The organism is Companilactobacillus allii (assembly GCF_001971585.1).
In the GTDB taxonomy this organism is placed as follows: domain Bacteria; phylum Bacillota; class Bacilli; order Lactobacillales; family Lactobacillaceae; genus Companilactobacillus; species Companilactobacillus allii.
The window spans coordinates 1,096,761-1,113,362 of the sequence record NZ_CP019323.1; the positions used below are offsets into that span (position 1 = coordinate 1,096,761).

Sequence of the window (16,602 nt, forward strand, 5' to 3'; positions counted from 1 at the left end):
TTACGAAAGTAAATACCGGTCTATATTAAGTTAAGTGGAAAAAATTGTGTGATATTACGCGTTTGCGAAGCAAACAAAGCAAGGAATCATAATGTTTTTAAAAATCCTGAAACCTATAAAAATATCTAACGTTTCTATTGTACTTCAGGGTCTTGATTCCTTTTTTGAACTGCTTTTTAAAGGCTTTAGTATATTTAATTGATTTTGGCATTTATTTTGAGGGCCTCAATGTGTCATCAGAGCTAAGTAATTGATCTAATTCTTTAAGATTATGTGCTTCAGGTAGTTTTTCTTTTCCAGATAAATCATCAACAACTTCTTGGATTGAGTCTTTTAACTGCCGATTAGGGATTGAATAATATTTAGGCAAGCCTTCGTTTGCAACTGTTGTTAGTGTCATGCGCATAAAATCAGAAATGGTTAGTCCGTGATTAGCCAATACGTCTTTGGCTTTATTTTTAATGGTTCCGTCAATTCTAGCTTCAATTCTTGCCATTCTCATCACCTCAAAGATATTGTACGCTGTTTGACGTACAAGTACAATTATACTTAACTTGGTTAAATTCTTTAGCATTGCTGATATTGTTAGCAATTTATAGTCATAAAAAGTAGGTGTGACAGAACCTTTTTTCTACTCAAATTTGCAGTGAAAACGCGTGCCAAAACACAATTTTCTCCGTCTAATAAAAAGAAATCGAAAACTGAATGTGTTATGTCACGCTCTGTATAAAAAAGAAGCACATCAAAAGATGTACTTCCAGTTGAAATATGGTCCACCAATACGATTTGACATAGACCCAAAGTTCCCTTAACCAATCACGTCAAGAAAATCCCATAGCATATAAAAATCCTAAAGTCTTTCACGGGGATGCAATGCATATGCCATCACCAATGAAACGATTGAAGTAACTAGTAAAATGTAGAAACTAATACCAAACTGTGTACCATTAACAGCTGTTTGACCAGTTATTAGAGCTGAATTAACTGCACCGGAATAAAAGATTGCAAAGACGACAGCGTAAATAATTGTTGGTAGGACAGTAAACAATCTAACCAGTTTTACACTACCACGATTCCTGAAACATGCAGCAATCATGGCGATGATAGGTGATAGGAAACAAATCAGTCTGATTGCAGAAGATAAGTTGACTATTATTGTGCTGTATTGATAACCAAAGTTGGCAGTGTAACTAGCAGCAGAAGCAATCGTACTAGATAGTGATACGCCGTTAATAAAGGGACCACCAATCGATGCAACGAATCCGATTACAGAAGAACCAATAATGACTTTTTGGCGCATATTCTTACCACGTCTATTATCATGAGTCTTGTGTTTTTTAGGTTCTTTATATTGTTGTTCTTGGTGATCGTTATTTTCGTTATATTCATCAGAACCTGATTGTGGGTGGTTATCTCGCTTGAATTTCTTATTAGCGGATACTTCACCACCATGACTGACTTGAGAAGCTAGGAACCATAGTAATACAGCCAAGGCCAGTGCAATGAATCCATAATTTCGTTTTACTACAAGAAGTATTGCGACGATGATTACTGCAAAGATACATAGGTAAATATTGTTCTTAGCAAACTTACCCATGTTGTGAATCAATCCGTCACTAGTGTCAGATTCTTCTTGTTGCTTCTTCTTTTGTTGTAACTTTTTCATTTCACTTTTCGTTGGTTTGAAAGGATCTTCACTAGTTTTGAAGCGTTCTTTAAACTTCTTACCCAAGTCTTGGGTTTCATTTAGTGAAGGGTCATGTTGCTCTTGTGCTGACTTGGCATATTGATAAGGCTTCTTAGAAGCTTGTCTGAAAGCGTCTTTATCATAGGCGACAGTTCTGTCATCCAAAGTATCGTCTGGAACTTTTTTGGTACTTTCAAAAGTTCTAACAGTATTTTGTTTGGTGTTTTCAACCTCTGAGGCTTGTCTAAGTGAATTGTATTCTTTCTTTTGAGCAGGAGCTTGTTGATAATTATTGATTTCTTTTTCTGGAACAGACTTTGATTCAGGTTCTGAATCGTTAAGTTCTGCCTCAATATCAGCTAGTGACTTAATAGTATCGTCATCTTTTTTAGCTTGATTTTGATCTGATTCGTTACGTTTATTTTTAATTGAAGTTAAATCATAACCACAGTGGTCGCAGAATTTTTGTGATGGATCGACTCTTTGACCGCAATTTGGACAAAACATACTCGCATTCCTCCATTATATTGACAGACTTAAGTATACAAGATAAATATCTTTGTATAAAGATGTTGACATGAAAGTTCACGAAACTTTCACATATCGAATCTTAATTATACAAAAAAAAACTCAGCAAAAGCTGAGTTTTCCCATTTTATTTTTCCAAATAGATATTTCTTAATTGATTTAATTTGTTTTTATCAAACTTCAAGGCTTGAGTGAGGTAATTCTCAAAGCTTCCATAGTAATGTTCTATAGCATCAAATACTGAAGTTATACTTTCAAGGTCTGCTTTGGTCATGTTCATTTTGTTGATATCTTGATCACCAGACTCGTCATTCAATGTTCCGTTTATTACAGAAGGTGAGGCGTACATTAAGTTGGTCAATAGATAATCACGAGTGATGGTTTCATCGTCAACTCCTAGTGCTTTTAAAATGAGGATTGCGGCCATTCCGGTTCTATCTTTACCGGCGGCACAGTGGAAGAGTACAGAATTATTATCTTTATTATTTTCCAGCAATAAGTTAAATAATAACTGATAAGCTTGCTGTCCGTTTTTATCTAATAGTACACTTTGATAGATCAATCCTAGATAAGATGATGTGTTATTCAAGGAGCTAGCAAGCTTGTCACCATTACCTTTGAGCGGATAGACAGGGTCAGAATATATCTTGTAAAAGTCAGTGTTTCTATCTGACCACATTTGTTGTTCGTTATCGCCACGAAAATCGACAACGTATTTTAATCCGTAATTTTTAAGGTATTTTAAAGCTTGTGGCGTTAAATTACTAATATCCCCTGAACGAAGGAGTTTATTATATTTAATTTGTTTACCATCAGTGGTTTTATATCCTCCCAATTCACGTAAGTTTATGGCTCCGTCAAGATTTAAAATTCGTTTCATGTTTTTTCCTCCCCGGATTTGTTGCGTATTTATAGTCATTCGACGTATTATACTATTAAGGTGATTTAATGGTAAAAAATAAACTTTCAATAATAATGACAACATTCAATGCTGCCAGTTACGTAATGTCGATGTTGGACTCATTGATAGCTCAAACCAACAAGGATTTTGAGTTGGTAGTTGTCGATGACTGTTCGACTGACAAAACTCTGGATATTATCGCAAGTTATGAAAAAAAGTACGACTGGATCACAGTGTATGAACATACCCAAAATTCAGGTGTGTCAGCAGCTAGGAATACCGGTCTTAAACATATCTCTGGCAATCTCGTTAACTTTATTGATGGCGATGATTGGTTAGAACCGGGATATGTTGACTTTTTTTTGACAGTATTTGAGAATACTGATACAGATCTTGTGACATGTGGTTTTTTTATGGATACCGAAAATGGTAAGAGTAAAGTAAAAACAGAAAAGCGTCAAAACGGTTTTGTGGACCGTGATGAAGCAATCAAACAGATCACAAAAATCAGTGGTACTGTGATGGGATATACTTGGAATAAGGTATATCGTAGATCCATTATTGAAAATAATGAGATTCACTTTCAGACTGATCTGGATTTAATGGAAGACCAAGTTTTTAATGTGGAATACGCTACTGTAGCGAAGAAGTTCTATCTTGATAACTTGCCTTTGTATCATTATGTATCGCGAAAGGACAGTATAACTAAGAAGTTCTTTGATATAGATAACGTTCGCGATGTAGGTGTTGCCAATCTTAGAGTTTTGAAGACTATTCGAAGTTCCAAATTGGACAAGGATAGTAAAAGAGAAATGGAATAATGTATCCACTTACATTCTAACAAACTTGCTGTTCTATGCGCGTTGTTGTTGCCTTTTTTCTTTGGTATATTTATCTTCGAAACTTTCAATTAGGCGTAGTTCCCCTTCGCTACATTCACTGCTGAAACGCGTAACCAAGCGCAATTTCTTCCGCTTAACACAAATAATCCTGATATTCACTTTGTGAATATCGGGATTATTTGCGTTAATGCTCGGAAATTGACCGCGCTTGATTACGCTCTGCTTTTTTGTTTTACAACTTCTTCTTAAAATGATAAGGAACAACACTCTTATCGGAATCCTTCACTTTTGACTTCTCGTCTTTTGCGAAGTAAACAACGAAACTTTTTTTATCTGAAACATCTTCGGCAATTATCAAGGATGATTCATAAGGATCTTTAGCTTTGTATATTTGTGCGCCACGAACTGCTTCTCCGAAGTCTTTTGAGTTAGCAATTGCATCACCTGGGTTAAAAAATACCATTTCGTCCATAGATAACACATCCTTTCTTTATGGTTATTATACCGTTATCATGTTGTGTATAATAGAAATAACAGTTTGAAAGGTGGAAATAAATGACTGATGTTGAAGATTATATAAAGAAAAATGTTTTTGGCAAGCCTCAATTGAAACCAGATGAGAAAAATAAGTTTTTGGGTAACTTCGCTGAAAGAGTAGGGATTGCTCTGACGGTAGCACAATTGAAGAATCCAGCCAATATGAAAACGGTTGAGGGTGTTATGAAGAAATATCCTCAGTATCATTTGTACTTAAATGGTAAAATAGATTCTTATATACTGGATAAATATCTCCAATTAAGTGTAAAATTAAAGTATAAGTTTACAATCGTCTCGCAGTCTGCCGTGCGCAATAAGGAACGTGTTATGACGGATAATGACATGGGACTTGTGATTGCGGACGAGAGTAGACCAATAGATCGACCAGTATTAATATAATTTTGGAGGACAGGACAGATATGTCTAGTACATCATTAGATAAAATTGCTTTACTTTCTTTGAATGGTAATAAGCCATTAGCCAAGAGGATTTCTGAATATATGGGAGTTCCTTTATTGGATGCTTCCGTTTCTCACTTCGCAGATGGAGAGATCAATATTCAAATTAACGAGAGTATTCGTGGAAAAGACGTTTACATTATTCATTCAGTTTCAGATCCAGTTAATGATAACTTCATGGAATTGATGATTGCCGTTGATGCTTTAAGACGTGCAAGTACAAAACAAATTATTTGTGTATTGCCTTACTTCGCATATACACGTTCAGATAGAAAGTCACGTGCTCGTGAACCTATTTCAGCGAAACTGTTTTCTAATATGTTAGAAATGGGTGGAGTTGATCGTGTTATTGCACTTGATATGCATGCCGACCAAATCCAAGGATTCTTCGATATTCCAGTTGATCACTTACGTGCAATGCCTATTTTTGCTAAGTACTTCATGGATAAGATGGATGACAAAAAAGACGACTTCGTCTTTGTTGCTCCAGACCACAACTCAATGAAACGTGCCCGTTCATTGGCCGAAGTCTTCGGTTCACAAATTGCAATCGTTGACCAAAGATCCACCGAAGAACAAAGCGTTGTTCCCGGTGTTATCGGTGATGTTGAAGGCAAGAAGTGTGTCATTGTTGACGACTTGATTGATACTGGTACAAGAATGATAAATAGTGCTGAAGCCTTGAAAGAAGCTGGAGCAGTTGATGTTTACGCAGCTGCAACCCACCCAATCTTCTCAAAGACAGCAGCTAAAGACTTGCAAAAGTCAGCCTTAAAAGAGATTGTTGTTACAGATTCAATCGTTGTTCCTGACGAATGCAAGTTTGATAAGTTAAAGATTCTTTCAGTTACAGATCTACTTGGAGATTCAATTAGAAAGACAGAATTGGATGAGTCTACTAGTTCATTGTTTAAGGTTAGAGATAGCTATACATTGATTTAGAGCGTTACAAAACACGGGAATTTCCGAGCATTAACTAAAAATGTCCTAGTATTCACAAAGTGAATGCTAGGACATTTTTAATTAAGCGGAAGAAATTGTGTTTTGTAACGCGTTTGCGAAGCAAACAAGAGGAAAAAAAGAGAAGCGCATAAAGTAGCGAATTTGCGAAGCAAAGAGAAAGAGTATAATTTCGTAGCGAATTTGCAGAGCAAAGAGAAAGAACCAAAAAAGGAATACAGTTCGTAGCGAATTTGCAAAGCAAAGAGAAAGAACCAAAAAAGGAAATACAGTACGTAGCGAATTTGCGAAGCAAAGAGAAAGAAAGGAAAAAAACATTTGTATCCCCAAAAAGAAACCGCTAACATATATCATATAAGTAAAACCGAGGGGGTTACTAAACATGACAACAACATTTCCAAAGAACTTCTTATGGGGTGGCGCTACTGCTGCCAATCAATATGAAGGAGCATGGAACGAAGGCGGCAAAGGACCTAGTGATTCTGATATGTTACTAAGTGGAACGTATGATAAGCCACGTGTATTCACAAAAGAATTGAAAGATGACGGATATTATCCATCACACTTAGGTAGTGATTTTTATCATCATTATAAAGAAGACATCAAGTTACTAGCAGGCATGGGTTATAAGACTTACCGTATGTCGATTGCTTGGTCACGTGTATTTCCTAACGGAGATGATGCTACTCCTAACCAAGAAGGACTAGACTTTTATCGCAGTGTCTTTGAAGAATGTCATAAGTATGGGATAGAGCCACTAGTTACTATTTCTCATTACGAAATGCCATATCATTTGACTGATAAGTATAACGGCTGGGGCAATCGTCTGGCGATTGATTTCTACGTTAAATATGCCAAGACTTTGTTTACAGAATATAAGGACTTGGTTCATTACTGGTTAACATTTAACGAGATCAATATCGGTATGATGTTTGGTGGCTACATGTCACTTGGGATGAAAGTGAAAGATGGCAGTGCGCCATTCAATCCTAAACAAACTGATGAAGATATTCAAAATAACTTACAAGGATTACATCACCAATTCGTTGCAAGTGCTTTGGCAGTGAAGGTTGGCCATGAGATTAATCCTGATAACAAGATTGGTTGTATGATTGCTGGTAACGTAAATTACCCATTAACCTCTAATCCTGACGATATTCTTAAAGCGCAACAAACTAATGAAATGATGAATTATTACTGTGGTGATGTACAAGTTCGTGGTGCATATCCTCACTTTGCACAACGTTTCTGGGATGAACATAATGTCAAACTTAACATCACAGCTGAAGATGAAGCAGTATTAAAAGAAGGTGTAGTTGATTATTATACTTTCAGTTATTATTCATCAAATGCTGTAACAACTGATGAATCCAAAGGCGAAGCTGGCGGTAACTTTACGATGGGTGTCAAGAATCCATACCTTAAGTACAGTGAATGGGGCTGGGCAATGGATCCTAAGGGATTACGTTGGTACTTGAATGACGTTTATGGTCGTTACCAGATTCCAATCATGGTAGTTGAGAATGGACTCGGGGCTCGTGATGTGGTTGAATCCGATGGATCAATTAACGATGATTATCGTATAGAGTACTTGCAAGGTCATATTGAACAAATGAAAGAAGCTATTAAGGATGGCGTCGATCTTGTCGGTTATACTCCTTGGGGTTGTATTGATTTGGTTTCTGCTGGTACGGGTCAAATGGAAAAGCGTTATGGTTTTGTTTATGTAAATCGTGATGATAATCAAGTTGGTGATTTTAGTAGAACACCTAAGAAGAGTTATTACTGGTATAAGAAGGTTATTGCGTCTAATGGTGCTGATTTGGATAACTGATTTATTCTTAATATTTATAGTGGAAACGCGATTCTCAGCACAATTTCTTCCGCTTAACAAAAATAGTTTCGGTATTCACTTTCGTGAATGCCGGAACTATTTGCGTTAATGCTCGGAAATTCCCGTGCTGAGAATCGCTCTTTTTTGTTAATGCTCAAAAATTCCCGTGCTTGGTAGCACTCTATATATAAATGGAATTAAAAAGTCTTACAAATATTCCAAAATAGGGTTAAACCCTAGCTTTTTTTAAAAGATATCGTGATAAACTTTAGTTATTGTTGGCAATGTCTTATTTAATTTATTAATATTTAAAAATCACTTTTATATACAAAAGACATTAAATAACTAATATAATAATACTATAATATAGGCATCACATTTGGAGGTTTGATTATGTCCACATTAGAGGTTAAAGATCTACATGTTTCAGTAACAGACGAAGAAAATGGTTTGGGACAAGAGATTCTTAAGGGTGTTGATTTAACTATGAGCACTGGTGAGATCCACGCCATAATGGGTCCTAATGGTACTGGTAAATCAACATTATCACAAGCAATCATGGGTAACTCTAAGTATAAGGTAACTCAAGGTGATATTTTGTTAGATGGTGAAAGTATCCTTGAATGGCCAGTCGATAAGCGTGCTCGTGCAGGGTTGTTTCTAGCTATGCAATATCCAGCTGAGATCCCTGGTGTTACTAATATTGAATTTATGCGTGCAGCGATTAATGCTCGACGTGAAAAAGACGATCAAATTCCAGTTAGAAAGTTTATTAAGAAGCTAGATGAGAAGCAAGAGATCCTTGATATGACAGATGCAATGTCTGGAAGATATCTAAATGAAGGATTCTCTGGTGGTGAAAAGAAACGTAATGAGATTCTACAATTACTTATGATAGAGCCAAGTTTCGCTATTTTGGATGAAATTGACTCAGGTCTTGATATTGATGCCTTAAAGGTTGTTTCAAGAGGTGTTAACTCAATGCGTGGAGACAAATTCGGTTCACTTATCATCACTCATTATCAAAGATTGTTGAACTATATAGTTCCTGATCAAGTCCACATTATGATGGGTGGACGTATTGTTCAAAGTGGCGGTCCAGAACTTGCCAAGAAATTGGAAGATGAAGGATATGCAGGAATTCGTGACGATCTAAATATTGACGTTAAATTAACAGATGAAATATAGGGGGAAAATTATGCGACCAAGTTTAAAAGACAAGTACATGGACGATGTCATTCAATTTTCTCAACAAAATAATGAACCAGATTGGTTCACAAAATTCAGAACTGACAATTTAACTAGTTCATCAGATTTGTCATTACCCACGTATGAAAAGATCAATTATCGTTCTTGGAGATTGGATCGTCCGAGTGACTTTTCAACTACAAGTAATATTTCAGATTATAAACACACTCAATCCAAGAGTTATATAGTTCAATCTGGTAGTAAAACACTAGATTTGAAATTACAACAATCACTTGTCGATGCTGGCGTTATTTTGACGGATATTTTTACAGCAATCAGAGAATATCCAGAATTAATTCAAAAGTATTATATGACAAAGGTTGTTAAGCCAGATGAGAATAAGTTAACAGCGATTCATGCAGCAATGATGAATGGTGGAATCTTTTTGTATATTCCAACTGGCGTCAAAGTTACCGATTCTATTCAAGCTACATTCATTCAAGATAACAACATCAAACGTGATTTTAATCAGCATGTGTTGATCATTGCTGAAGATAACACGGAGTTAACTTACCTTGAAACATTCAGTTCCAAAGGTGATGTTGAAGAGAACAAAAGTAACATTGTCGTTGAAGTGATTGCTGGCAATGATTGTCATATTCACTTCTCAGCTCTAGATCAAATGAGTAAGAAAACAACTAGTTACTTGAGTAGACGAGGAATCACTGGTAATAATTCTCGAATCGATTGGGCTATTGGATTCATGAATGATGGCAATATTATTGGTGACTTTGGAACAGACTTAATTGGTGAGGGTTCACATACAGAAGCCAAAGTTGTGGCAATTACTACAGGTGACCAAGTTCAAGGAATCGATACTAAGGTCACTAATTATGGTAGACATACTATCGGACACATTTTACAACATGGTGTCATATTGGAGTCCTCCACTTTAACGTTTAATGGTGTTGGTCACATCGTCAAAGGAGCACGTGGCTCTGATGCTCAACAAGAAAGTCGTGTCTTGATGCTTTCAAGGAAGGCTAGAGGGGATGCCAATCCTATCTTGTTGATCGATGAGAATGATGTTACTGCTGGACATGCCGCTAGTGTTGGACGTGTCAATGAGGAACAGATGTATTATTTGATGAGTCGTGGAATTGATGAACCAACTGCACAACGTCTCGTTATTAGAGGATTTTTGAGTAGTGTTATTACTGAGATACCTGAAGAAGAGGTACGAGAGCGACTTACTCAAATGATCGAAAGGAAGCTAATCAATGGACAACAATGACTTCCCAATCCTTCATCAAAAAGTAAACGATGAAGATTTAGTATATCTTGATAATGCAGCCACAACTCAAAAGCCCAAGCAAGTTATTGAAGCAATGGAGAAATTTTATTACAACGATAACGCAAATGTTCACCGTGGCGTTCACACATTAGCTGAACGTTCAACAGAACAGTTTGAAGACGCAAGACAAAAGGTTCAAAAGTTTATTAATGCTAAATCTACTAAAGAAATTATTTTTACTAAAGGAACAACAGATTCATTGAATATGGTCGCTCAAAGTTTTGGCGAGAATATTCATGAAGGGGATGAAATAGTCATCTCCATTATGGAACATCACAGTAATCTGATACCTTGGCAACAATTGGCAATCAAGAAACATGCGACTTTGAAGTATATTGAATTGACTGATGATGGTCAACTTGACATGTCACAGGCAAAGAGTCTGATCAATGACCGTACCAAGATCGTCTCAGTGGCACATGTTTCAAATGTCTTAGGTGTGATCAATCCGGTTAAAGAATTGGCTAAATTGGCTCACAAACATGGAGCTGTCATGGTGGTTGATGGTGCACAATCTACACCTCACATGCCGATCGATGTACAGGATATGGATTGTGATTTCTTTGCCTTTTCTGGACATAAAATGCTATCCGAAACTGGAATCGGTGTTTTATATGGTAAAGAGAAGCTACTCGAGAAAATGACACCAGTTGAGTATGGCGGTGAAATGATAGAGTTTGTTAAGAAGTTTAGTACGACTTTTAATGACCTACCTTGGAAGTTTGAGGCCGGTACACCTAATATTGCTGGTGCTATCTCATTAGGATTTGCAATTGATTACTTGAACGGAATCGGAATGCAAAATATTTTTGATTATGAACAAAAAATCGTAAGTTATGTTTTACCTAAGCTTTTGGCTATCGATGGCATAGAAGTTTATGGACCTAAGGATCCTAAGCTACATACGGCAGTAATTTCATTTAACTTGTTGGGATTACACCCACATGACTTGGCTACTGGTCTGGATATGGAAGGCGTGGCAGTTCGCGCTGGACATCATTGTGCTCAACCATTGATGACATATTTAGGATTGTCAGCTACAGCACGTGCCAGCTTCTACTTTTATAATTCACTAGAAGACGCTGACAGACTTGTTGGAGCAATTAGGGCAACAAAGGAGTTCTTTAAACATGGCACTATCTAGAATGGACGATTTATATCGCCAAGTTATCTTGGATCATTCAGATAATCCTCATCATCACGGTGAGTTGTCGAATGCAAACAAAAGTATCGAATTGAAGAATCCTACTTGTGGGGATGTTTTGACACTTGACTTGGATATTGAAAATGATGTGATCAAGGATATGGCATTTGGAGGTTACGGCTGTACTATCAGTCAAGCTTCTGCCAGTATGATGACTGATGCAGTTATCGGCAAGAAGACTTCTGAGGCCGAACAAATGGTACAGACTTTTTCAAATATGATTATTGGTGAAGATGTTGATACTGATAGTCTAGAAGACGCTGCAGTTTTGGAGGGTGTCTCAAAATTTCCTGCTCGAATTAAGTGTGCAACACTAGCTTGGAAGGCACTTCATAAAGCTATGAATAAAAAGGATTCAGAATAGAGGATGTGAAATTATGCCAGAAACAGAAAATACTAAGAATAACGAAGATGCTGTCTCATCAGTTGAGGACTTAGGTTTGAGTGATGACTATGATTTCGGTTTTCACGATGACGTCAAACCAGTATTTACAACTGGTAGAGGTCTAACAGAAGATGTAGTTCGTGCTATTTCTAAGGAAAAGAAAGAGCCCAAGTGGATGTTGGACTTTCGTTTGAAATGTTATGAAACATATAAAAAGATGCCTATGCCTGATTTTGGACCTGATTTGTCGAAGTTGGACTTGAAGAATATGCGCTATTACCAAAAGGCTACTGATAAGAAGTATCGTGACTGGGATGATGTACCAACGGAGTTGAAGAATACCTTTGATAGATTGGGAGTTCCAGAAGCAGAACGTCAATATTTAGCTGGATCATCTGCTCAGTATGAATCAGAAGTTGTTTATCACAATATGCGTGATGAATTCGCTAAGTTTGGTATCATTTTCACTGATACAGACACGGCCTTACGTGAATATCCAGAACTATTTAGGAAGTGGTTCGGTAAACTAGTTCACCCTAATGACAACAAGTTTGCGGCATTGAATGGTGCAGTTTGGTCAGGTGGATCCTTCATCTATGTGCCAAAGGGTGTAAAGCTAGATATTCCTATCCAGTCATACTTTAGATTGAACGCGGAAAATTCCGGACAATTTGAAAGGACCTTGATCATTGTTGATGAAGGTGCCAGTATTCAATATGTTGAGGGATGTACAGCACCTAATTATTCAACTGACAGTTTGCATGCTGCGGTTGTTGAAGTATATGCCCAAAAAGATGCTTATGTACGTTATACAACTATTCAAAACTGGTCTAACAACGTTTATAGTCTAGAAACAAAACGTGCCCAAGCTATGGAGAATTCCACAATGGAATGGGTCGATGGTAATCTTGGATCTAAGATCACTATGAAATATCCTAGTGTCTATCTTGATGGTGAGGGTGCTAGAGGAACTATGCTCTCTATTGCCGTTGCCGGAAAAGGTGTCGATCAAGATGCTGGTGCCAGAATGATTCATAATGCTAAAAATACTTCATCGTCGATTGTTTCTAAGTCGATTTCAAAAGATGGTGGGGCAGTTGATTATCGAGGTACTGTCAGATTTGAACGCAATTCAGATGGTTCAAAGGCCCACGTTGAGTGTGACACAATCATCATGGATGAAGAATCAAGCTCAGATACTGTGCCATATAATGAAATTCTAAACGGTAATGTTTCAATGGAACATGAAGCCAAAGTTTCCAAGGTTTCTGAGGAACAATTGTATTACTTAATGTCTCGTGGATTGAGTGAAGCAAAGGCTACAGAGATGATCATCATGGGATTTGTTGAACCATTTACCAAAGAATTACCAATGGAGTATGCTGTTGAATTGAACCGCTTGATCGGTTATGAGATGGAAGGTACTGTTGGTTAGTTGTGATATAGCGTAACAACATATATTCATTTTTCGAGTATTATTGCAAAGAGGCCAGTAGTTACATAGTTGTCACAATCTCTATTTTTAAGATATGCGTATTAACTGTGGATATCCAATGTGTGCTTAATGTTAATCCAAAATTCTTGATTTCATTGATGATAGATAATATACTTCAGTGAAAGAGGTGATAGTAATGTCTGATACCAGAATTAGTTTACGAATTGATCCGGAATTAAAAAAGGATGCACAAGAGCTATACAGTGACTTAGGTTTGGATTTAACTTCAGCTGTAACAATGTTCTTGAAACAGTCAGTAAGAGAACAGGCGTTGCCATTTAAACCGGAATTGGAAGATTCCGAGAGTGTACAGGCTAGAAAAGAAGCGTTCAAAAAAGATTTAAAGAAGTATAAAACAGTTGATGATTGGTGGGATAATCTTAATGCTTGAGATTGTTCAGACCCCAACATTTGTAAAAGATTTTAAAAAATTGAAAAAGAAACATTATAATATGCTTCTACTAAAAAAAGTAGTTACTCATATTGTAAAAGGTGAAAATGAAATATTAGTTTCAAAATATCGTGATCATGCGCTAAAAGGTAATTGGCAAGGATTTAGAGAAGTACATATCGAAAAGGATTGGTTATTAGTTTATTTGGTAAATAAGGGAGAGTTAAGACTGGCCTTAATTAGAACTGGTTCCCACAGTCAAATATTAGGAAAGTAATATTTGGATATTATCTGATGTAACTTCATTCTTTACCAAAATTTTAGTCTAAATGAGTGCTGAAATATGTTTACTTTGTTGTCTTATTATTATTCCTTGTTTGCTTCGCAAACGCGTAACAACACACAATTTCTTCCGCTTAGCGCTAAAAATGGGGTCTTCACTTTCGTGAAGGCTCCATTTTTTGTGCTAATGCTCGGAAATTCCCGTGTGTTGTTACGCTCTACTTCCAGTTGATTTTAGAAAATACTCGACGCCCAAGTACTTCACGCATGAACATGAACAATGGCCAAGAAACTAGGAAGATTGATAGGTATAAGAATGAGTATCTCCAAATCAAGATACTCTGTATCCCGAATGCCTTATCTGTGTACATAAATGCCAGCATGAAGAGGATAAAGGATACGGCAATCATGATCTTCTTTCGAAGTATCAGTGGATTACTAATCGAAATCAACGCACAGTAACCGATGATACCGATTGAGAAGACACAAAGTGTAGATGTTGTGTGATATGAAAGGTTCATATGATTACCAACGAAGTAAATAATACTTATCATCAGGATATTAACTATGGCTGAAGGTAATGCTATTTCCATAACGTTTCGCATGAAGCGTCCGGCTGGAGGGGTGTAATTGGGCTCTAGAGCCAAGATGAAGGTTGGAATACCAACTGTTAGGGCATTGACTGGAGTGAGTTGTGAGGGCTCAAATGGGTATCCTGTGCCCAAAATGATGAACATTATTGATAAAACGACTGAATAAATTGTTTTGATCAGGAATAACGAAGCCACTCGTTCTACGTTGTTGATAACTCTACGTCCTTCATTAAGCATATAGATCATCGAGTCAAAGTTGCGATTCAATAAGACAAAGTCGGCAGTAGCTTCAGCGGCGTCACTTTCACCAGCGATAGCAATACTACAATCTGATTGCCTCATGGCAAGGACGTCATTGACACCATCCCCAGTCATACCAACAGTCAGACCGTTATCTTGCATAGCTTTGATCAAGGCTGACTTTTGACTAGGGCGAACTCTTCCGAATACTTTGTAGTTCATAACAAGATTAGAGTAGTCTTCATCAAGATGCTCACTCATATCGATATAACTGTTGTTAGTATCAATACCAGCTTGAGCAGCAACGTTAGCGACTGTGACAGGATTGTCCCCAGAGATAATCTTCAAGTCGATTCCTTGATTCTTCAAGTAAGAAAACGTGCTAGTTGCTTGAGGTCTGACTTCATCAGATATCATCAATAGACCAATCAAAGTTTGAAGCTCATTTTTCTCCTTTAATACAGCGATGACACGAAATCCTTGTTGTGCCGCTAAATCTACTTTGGACGTTATTATCTCAGAAGCATTCTTTATGATGAATTCTGGTGCACCCATTATATATCTAGTACCGTCTTTTGAGACGAATCCAGAATATTTGGATTCAGATGAGAACGGAATTACTTCACTTACTTCTTCGTCTGTCCCTTTGATTTGTAATTTGTTAATAGCTAGAGCTGTGGCATTAGTCTCTTTTGTTACGTCCACAATTTTTGTGGCGATAGATTGGACTTGATTTTCACTGTAATTATTGTAGGATAAAGTATCTTTAATACTTAACTTACCAGTTGTGATCGTACCTGTTTTGTCTAGGCACAAGGTGTCAACACGAGCTAGTGTCTCGATGGCACTTAGTGATCGAACCAAGATGTTTTTCTTGGATAGGTTGTAAGCACCAGTTGCCAAAGCAATCGAAGTCAAGACAACTAATCCTTCTGGGATCATCCCGATAACGGATGCAGAAGTACGAAGAATCGATGTAGAGACGTCTCCATTCTTTAAGAATGAGCGGAAAAACAAAAGAAGTCCGATTGGAATAATTGTATATGTTAGAATCTTAATGATGTTGTTTATTATTCGCATAAGAACACTGACAGATCTCTTATCTTTACCAACGGCAGACGATATCTGGGATACATTGCTGTTAAGTCCGACTTGTGTCAATTGAATCTTGGCTTGACCGGCAACGACAAAGCTTCCTGAGAAGACTTCTGAGTCTACCGATTTTACAATACTGTCAGCTTCACCTGTGATACTTGATTCATTAGTCTGCAGGCCATTTGTATAACGAACTATACCATCGGCAGGGATAGTATTACCACGCTTCAAACAGACGATATCGTCTTCTACCAAGTCTTCAATAGCAACATTTACGATTTTTTTATCTCGTAGTGTTGGGAAGTCTTGCTCATTAACTAGGCTGATTTTGTCGACAGTTATCTTGGAGCGAATCTCTTGATAACTACCGATAACGATATTGGCAATGACAGGACCTAAGAAGAATAGATTACGATACGATCCAGTCCAAAATATTAATACGGCGATCACCAAGTTTACAAAGTTGAATAGGGTAAATAGATTGTCTGAAAGAATCTTTGGTATTGGTCGGGATAATTTTTTTATTTGGACGTTAGTTTGTCCATTTGATATTTTTTGATTGATTTGTTGCTGATTCAAACCTGTGTCCAAATCAGTATATTCTGTGGGTCTCTTTACTTTTACCATT

The 16,602-nt window shown here is 37.0% G+C and carries 16 protein-coding genes; 11 read left to right on the forward strand and 5 right to left on the reverse strand.

Annotated elements, in window-relative coordinates:
• Nucleotides 1-211: 211 nt before the first annotated feature.
• The 3 genes from BTM29_RS05225 to BTM29_RS05235 all read right to left on the reverse strand — a co-directional run bounded on the left by BTM29_RS05225 (nucleotide 212) and on the right by BTM29_RS05235 (nucleotide 3,095).
• Nucleotides 212-496 (reverse strand): type II toxin-antitoxin system RelB/DinJ family antitoxin, encoded by a 285-nt coding sequence (locus tag BTM29_RS05225; protein WP_076614499.1) that lies wholly within the window; start codon nucleotides 494-496, stop codon nucleotides 212-214.
• Nucleotides 497-850: 354 nt separating this feature from the next.
• Nucleotides 851-2,194, reverse strand: a complete 1,344-nt coding sequence (locus tag BTM29_RS05230) for a zinc-ribbon domain-containing protein (RefSeq protein WP_076614500.1) — start codon at nucleotides 2,192-2,194, stop codon at nucleotides 851-853.
• A gap of 148 nt (nucleotides 2,195-2,342) precedes the next feature.
• The gene (locus BTM29_RS05235) at nucleotides 2,343-3,095 is read right to left on the reverse strand and encodes a tyrosine-protein phosphatase (RefSeq protein ID WP_076614501.1); all 753 of its coding nucleotides are present in this window, start codon (nucleotides 3,093-3,095) and stop codon (nucleotides 2,343-2,345) included.
• A 68-nt stretch (nucleotides 3,096-3,163) separates the two neighbouring features.
• Between BTM29_RS05235 and BTM29_RS05240 the strand changes: the two genes are divergently transcribed.
• Complete coding sequence (locus tag BTM29_RS05240; protein WP_076614502.1) at nucleotides 3,164-3,937, forward strand: glycosyltransferase family 2 protein; 774 nt, start codon at nucleotides 3,164-3,166, stop codon at nucleotides 3,935-3,937.
• A gap of 253 nt (nucleotides 3,938-4,190) precedes the next feature.
• Here BTM29_RS05240 and BTM29_RS05245 read toward each other — a convergent pair whose 3' ends face one another.
• The gene (locus tag BTM29_RS05245) at nucleotides 4,191-4,430 is read right to left on the reverse strand and encodes a hypothetical protein (protein ID WP_076614503.1); all 240 of its coding nucleotides are present in this window, start codon (nucleotides 4,428-4,430) and stop codon (nucleotides 4,191-4,193) included.
• An 83-nt stretch (nucleotides 4,431-4,513) separates the two neighbouring features.
• Between BTM29_RS05245 and BTM29_RS05250 the strand changes: the two genes are divergently transcribed.
• The 10 genes from BTM29_RS05250 to BTM29_RS05295 all read left to right on the forward strand — a co-directional run bounded on the left by BTM29_RS05250 (nucleotide 4,514) and on the right by BTM29_RS05295 (nucleotide 14,041).
• Nucleotides 4,514-4,894: a YueI family protein gene (locus BTM29_RS05250; RefSeq protein ID WP_076614504.1), complete on the forward strand. Its 381-nt coding sequence runs from the start codon at nucleotides 4,514-4,516 to the stop codon at nucleotides 4,892-4,894.
• Nucleotides 4,895-4,914: 20 nt separating this feature from the next.
• Entirely contained in the window at nucleotides 4,915-5,895 is a 981-nt protein-coding gene (locus BTM29_RS05255; protein WP_076614505.1) for a ribose-phosphate diphosphokinase, read from the forward strand.
• A gap of 400 nt (nucleotides 5,896-6,295) precedes the next feature.
• Nucleotides 6,296-7,747, forward strand: a complete 1,452-nt coding sequence (locus BTM29_RS05260; protein WP_076614506.1) for a glycoside hydrolase family 1 protein — start codon at nucleotides 6,296-6,298, stop codon at nucleotides 7,745-7,747.
• Nucleotides 7,748-8,140: 393 nt separating this feature from the next.
• Entirely contained in the window at nucleotides 8,141-8,935 is a 795-nt protein-coding gene (sufC, locus tag BTM29_RS05265) for a Fe-S cluster assembly ATPase SufC (protein ID WP_076614507.1), read from the forward strand.
• A gap of 10 nt (nucleotides 8,936-8,945) precedes the next feature.
• Nucleotides 8,946-10,229: a Fe-S cluster assembly protein SufD gene (gene sufD / locus BTM29_RS05270; protein WP_076614508.1), complete on the forward strand. Its 1,284-nt coding sequence runs from the start codon at nucleotides 8,946-8,948 to the stop codon at nucleotides 10,227-10,229.
• A complete protein-coding gene (locus BTM29_RS05275) occupies nucleotides 10,216-11,433 on the forward strand; it encodes a cysteine desulfurase (RefSeq protein ID WP_076614509.1) in 1,218 nt (405 codons plus the stop codon). The genes sufD and BTM29_RS05275 overlap by 14 nt, the downstream gene beginning before the upstream one ends.
• The gene (sufU, locus tag BTM29_RS05280; RefSeq protein WP_076614510.1) at nucleotides 11,420-11,857 is read left to right on the forward strand and encodes a Fe-S cluster assembly sulfur transfer protein SufU; all 438 of its coding nucleotides are present in this window, start codon (nucleotides 11,420-11,422) and stop codon (nucleotides 11,855-11,857) included. The genes BTM29_RS05275 and sufU overlap by 14 nt, the downstream gene beginning before the upstream one ends.
• Nucleotides 11,858-11,870: 13 nt before the next feature.
• Nucleotides 11,871-13,313 carry a Fe-S cluster assembly protein SufB gene (gene sufB, locus BTM29_RS05285; protein WP_076614511.1) on the forward strand — a complete coding sequence of 481 codons (1,443 nt, stop codon included), beginning with the start codon at nucleotides 11,871-11,873 and terminating at the stop codon, nucleotides 13,311-13,313.
• A gap of 196 nt (nucleotides 13,314-13,509) precedes the next feature.
• On the forward strand, nucleotides 13,510-13,764 hold the full coding sequence (locus BTM29_RS05290) for a type II toxin-antitoxin system RelB/DinJ family antitoxin (RefSeq protein ID WP_076614512.1): 255 nt from the start codon (nucleotides 13,510-13,512) through the stop codon (nucleotides 13,762-13,764).
• Nucleotides 13,757-14,041, forward strand: a complete 285-nt coding sequence (locus BTM29_RS05295; protein ID WP_076614513.1) for a type II toxin-antitoxin system YafQ family toxin — start codon at nucleotides 13,757-13,759, stop codon at nucleotides 14,039-14,041. The genes BTM29_RS05290 and BTM29_RS05295 overlap by 8 nt, the downstream gene beginning before the upstream one ends.
• Nucleotides 14,042-14,264: 223 nt before the next feature.
• Here the strand turns inward: BTM29_RS05295 and BTM29_RS05300 are convergent, their stop codons facing one another.
• The gene (locus BTM29_RS05300) at nucleotides 14,265-16,601 is read right to left on the reverse strand and encodes an HAD-IC family P-type ATPase (RefSeq protein WP_076614514.1); all 2,337 of its coding nucleotides are present in this window, start codon (nucleotides 16,599-16,601) and stop codon (nucleotides 14,265-14,267) included.
• Nucleotide 16,602 lies beyond the last annotated feature (1 nt).

What these genes read in the sequence shown, in the direction of transcription:
- sufC (WP_076614507.1), top strand. Translation starts at nt 8,141, where the DNA reads ATGTCCACATTAGAGGTTAAAGATCTACATGTTTCAGTAACAGACGAA.
- BTM29_RS05275 (WP_076614509.1), top strand. Translation starts at nt 10,216, where the DNA reads ATGGACAACAATGACTTCCCAATCCTTCATCAAAAAGTAAACGATGAA.
- BTM29_RS05255 (WP_076614505.1), top strand. Translation starts at nt 4,915, where the DNA reads ATGTCTAGTACATCATTAGATAAAATTGCTTTACTTTCTTTGAATGGT.
- BTM29_RS05260 (WP_076614506.1), top strand. Translation starts at nt 6,296, where the DNA reads ATGACAACAACATTTCCAAAGAACTTCTTATGGGGTGGCGCTACTGCT.
- BTM29_RS05230 (WP_076614500.1), bottom strand. Translation starts at nt 2,194, where the DNA reads ATGTTTTGTCCAAATTGCGGTCAAAGAGTCGATCCATCACAAAAATTC.
- sufD (WP_076614508.1), top strand. Translation starts at nt 8,946, where the DNA reads ATGCGACCAAGTTTAAAAGACAAGTACATGGACGATGTCATTCAATTT.
- sufB (WP_076614511.1), top strand. Translation starts at nt 11,871, where the DNA reads ATGCCAGAAACAGAAAATACTAAGAATAACGAAGATGCTGTCTCATCA.
- BTM29_RS05240 (WP_076614502.1), top strand. Translation starts at nt 3,164, where the DNA reads ATGGTAAAAAATAAACTTTCAATAATAATGACAACATTCAATGCTGCC.
- BTM29_RS05235 (WP_076614501.1), bottom strand. Translation starts at nt 3,095, where the DNA reads ATGAAACGAATTTTAAATCTTGACGGAGCCATAAACTTACGTGAATTG.
- sufU (WP_076614510.1), top strand. Translation starts at nt 11,420, where the DNA reads ATGGCACTATCTAGAATGGACGATTTATATCGCCAAGTTATCTTGGAT.
- BTM29_RS05300 (WP_076614514.1), bottom strand. Translation starts at nt 16,601, where the DNA reads ATGGTAAAAGTAAAGAGACCCACAGAATATACTGATTTGGACACAGGT.
- BTM29_RS05245 (WP_076614503.1), bottom strand. Translation starts at nt 4,430, where the DNA reads ATGGACGAAATGGTATTTTTTAACCCAGGTGATGCAATTGCTAACTCA.
- BTM29_RS05290 (WP_076614512.1), top strand. Translation starts at nt 13,510, where the DNA reads ATGTCTGATACCAGAATTAGTTTACGAATTGATCCGGAATTAAAAAAG.
- BTM29_RS05250 (WP_076614504.1), top strand. Translation starts at nt 4,514, where the DNA reads ATGACTGATGTTGAAGATTATATAAAGAAAAATGTTTTTGGCAAGCCT.
- BTM29_RS05225 (WP_076614499.1), bottom strand. Translation starts at nt 496, where the DNA reads ATGGCAAGAATTGAAGCTAGAATTGACGGAACCATTAAAAATAAAGCC.
- BTM29_RS05295 (WP_076614513.1), top strand. Translation starts at nt 13,757, where the DNA reads ATGCTTGAGATTGTTCAGACCCCAACATTTGTAAAAGATTTTAAAAAA.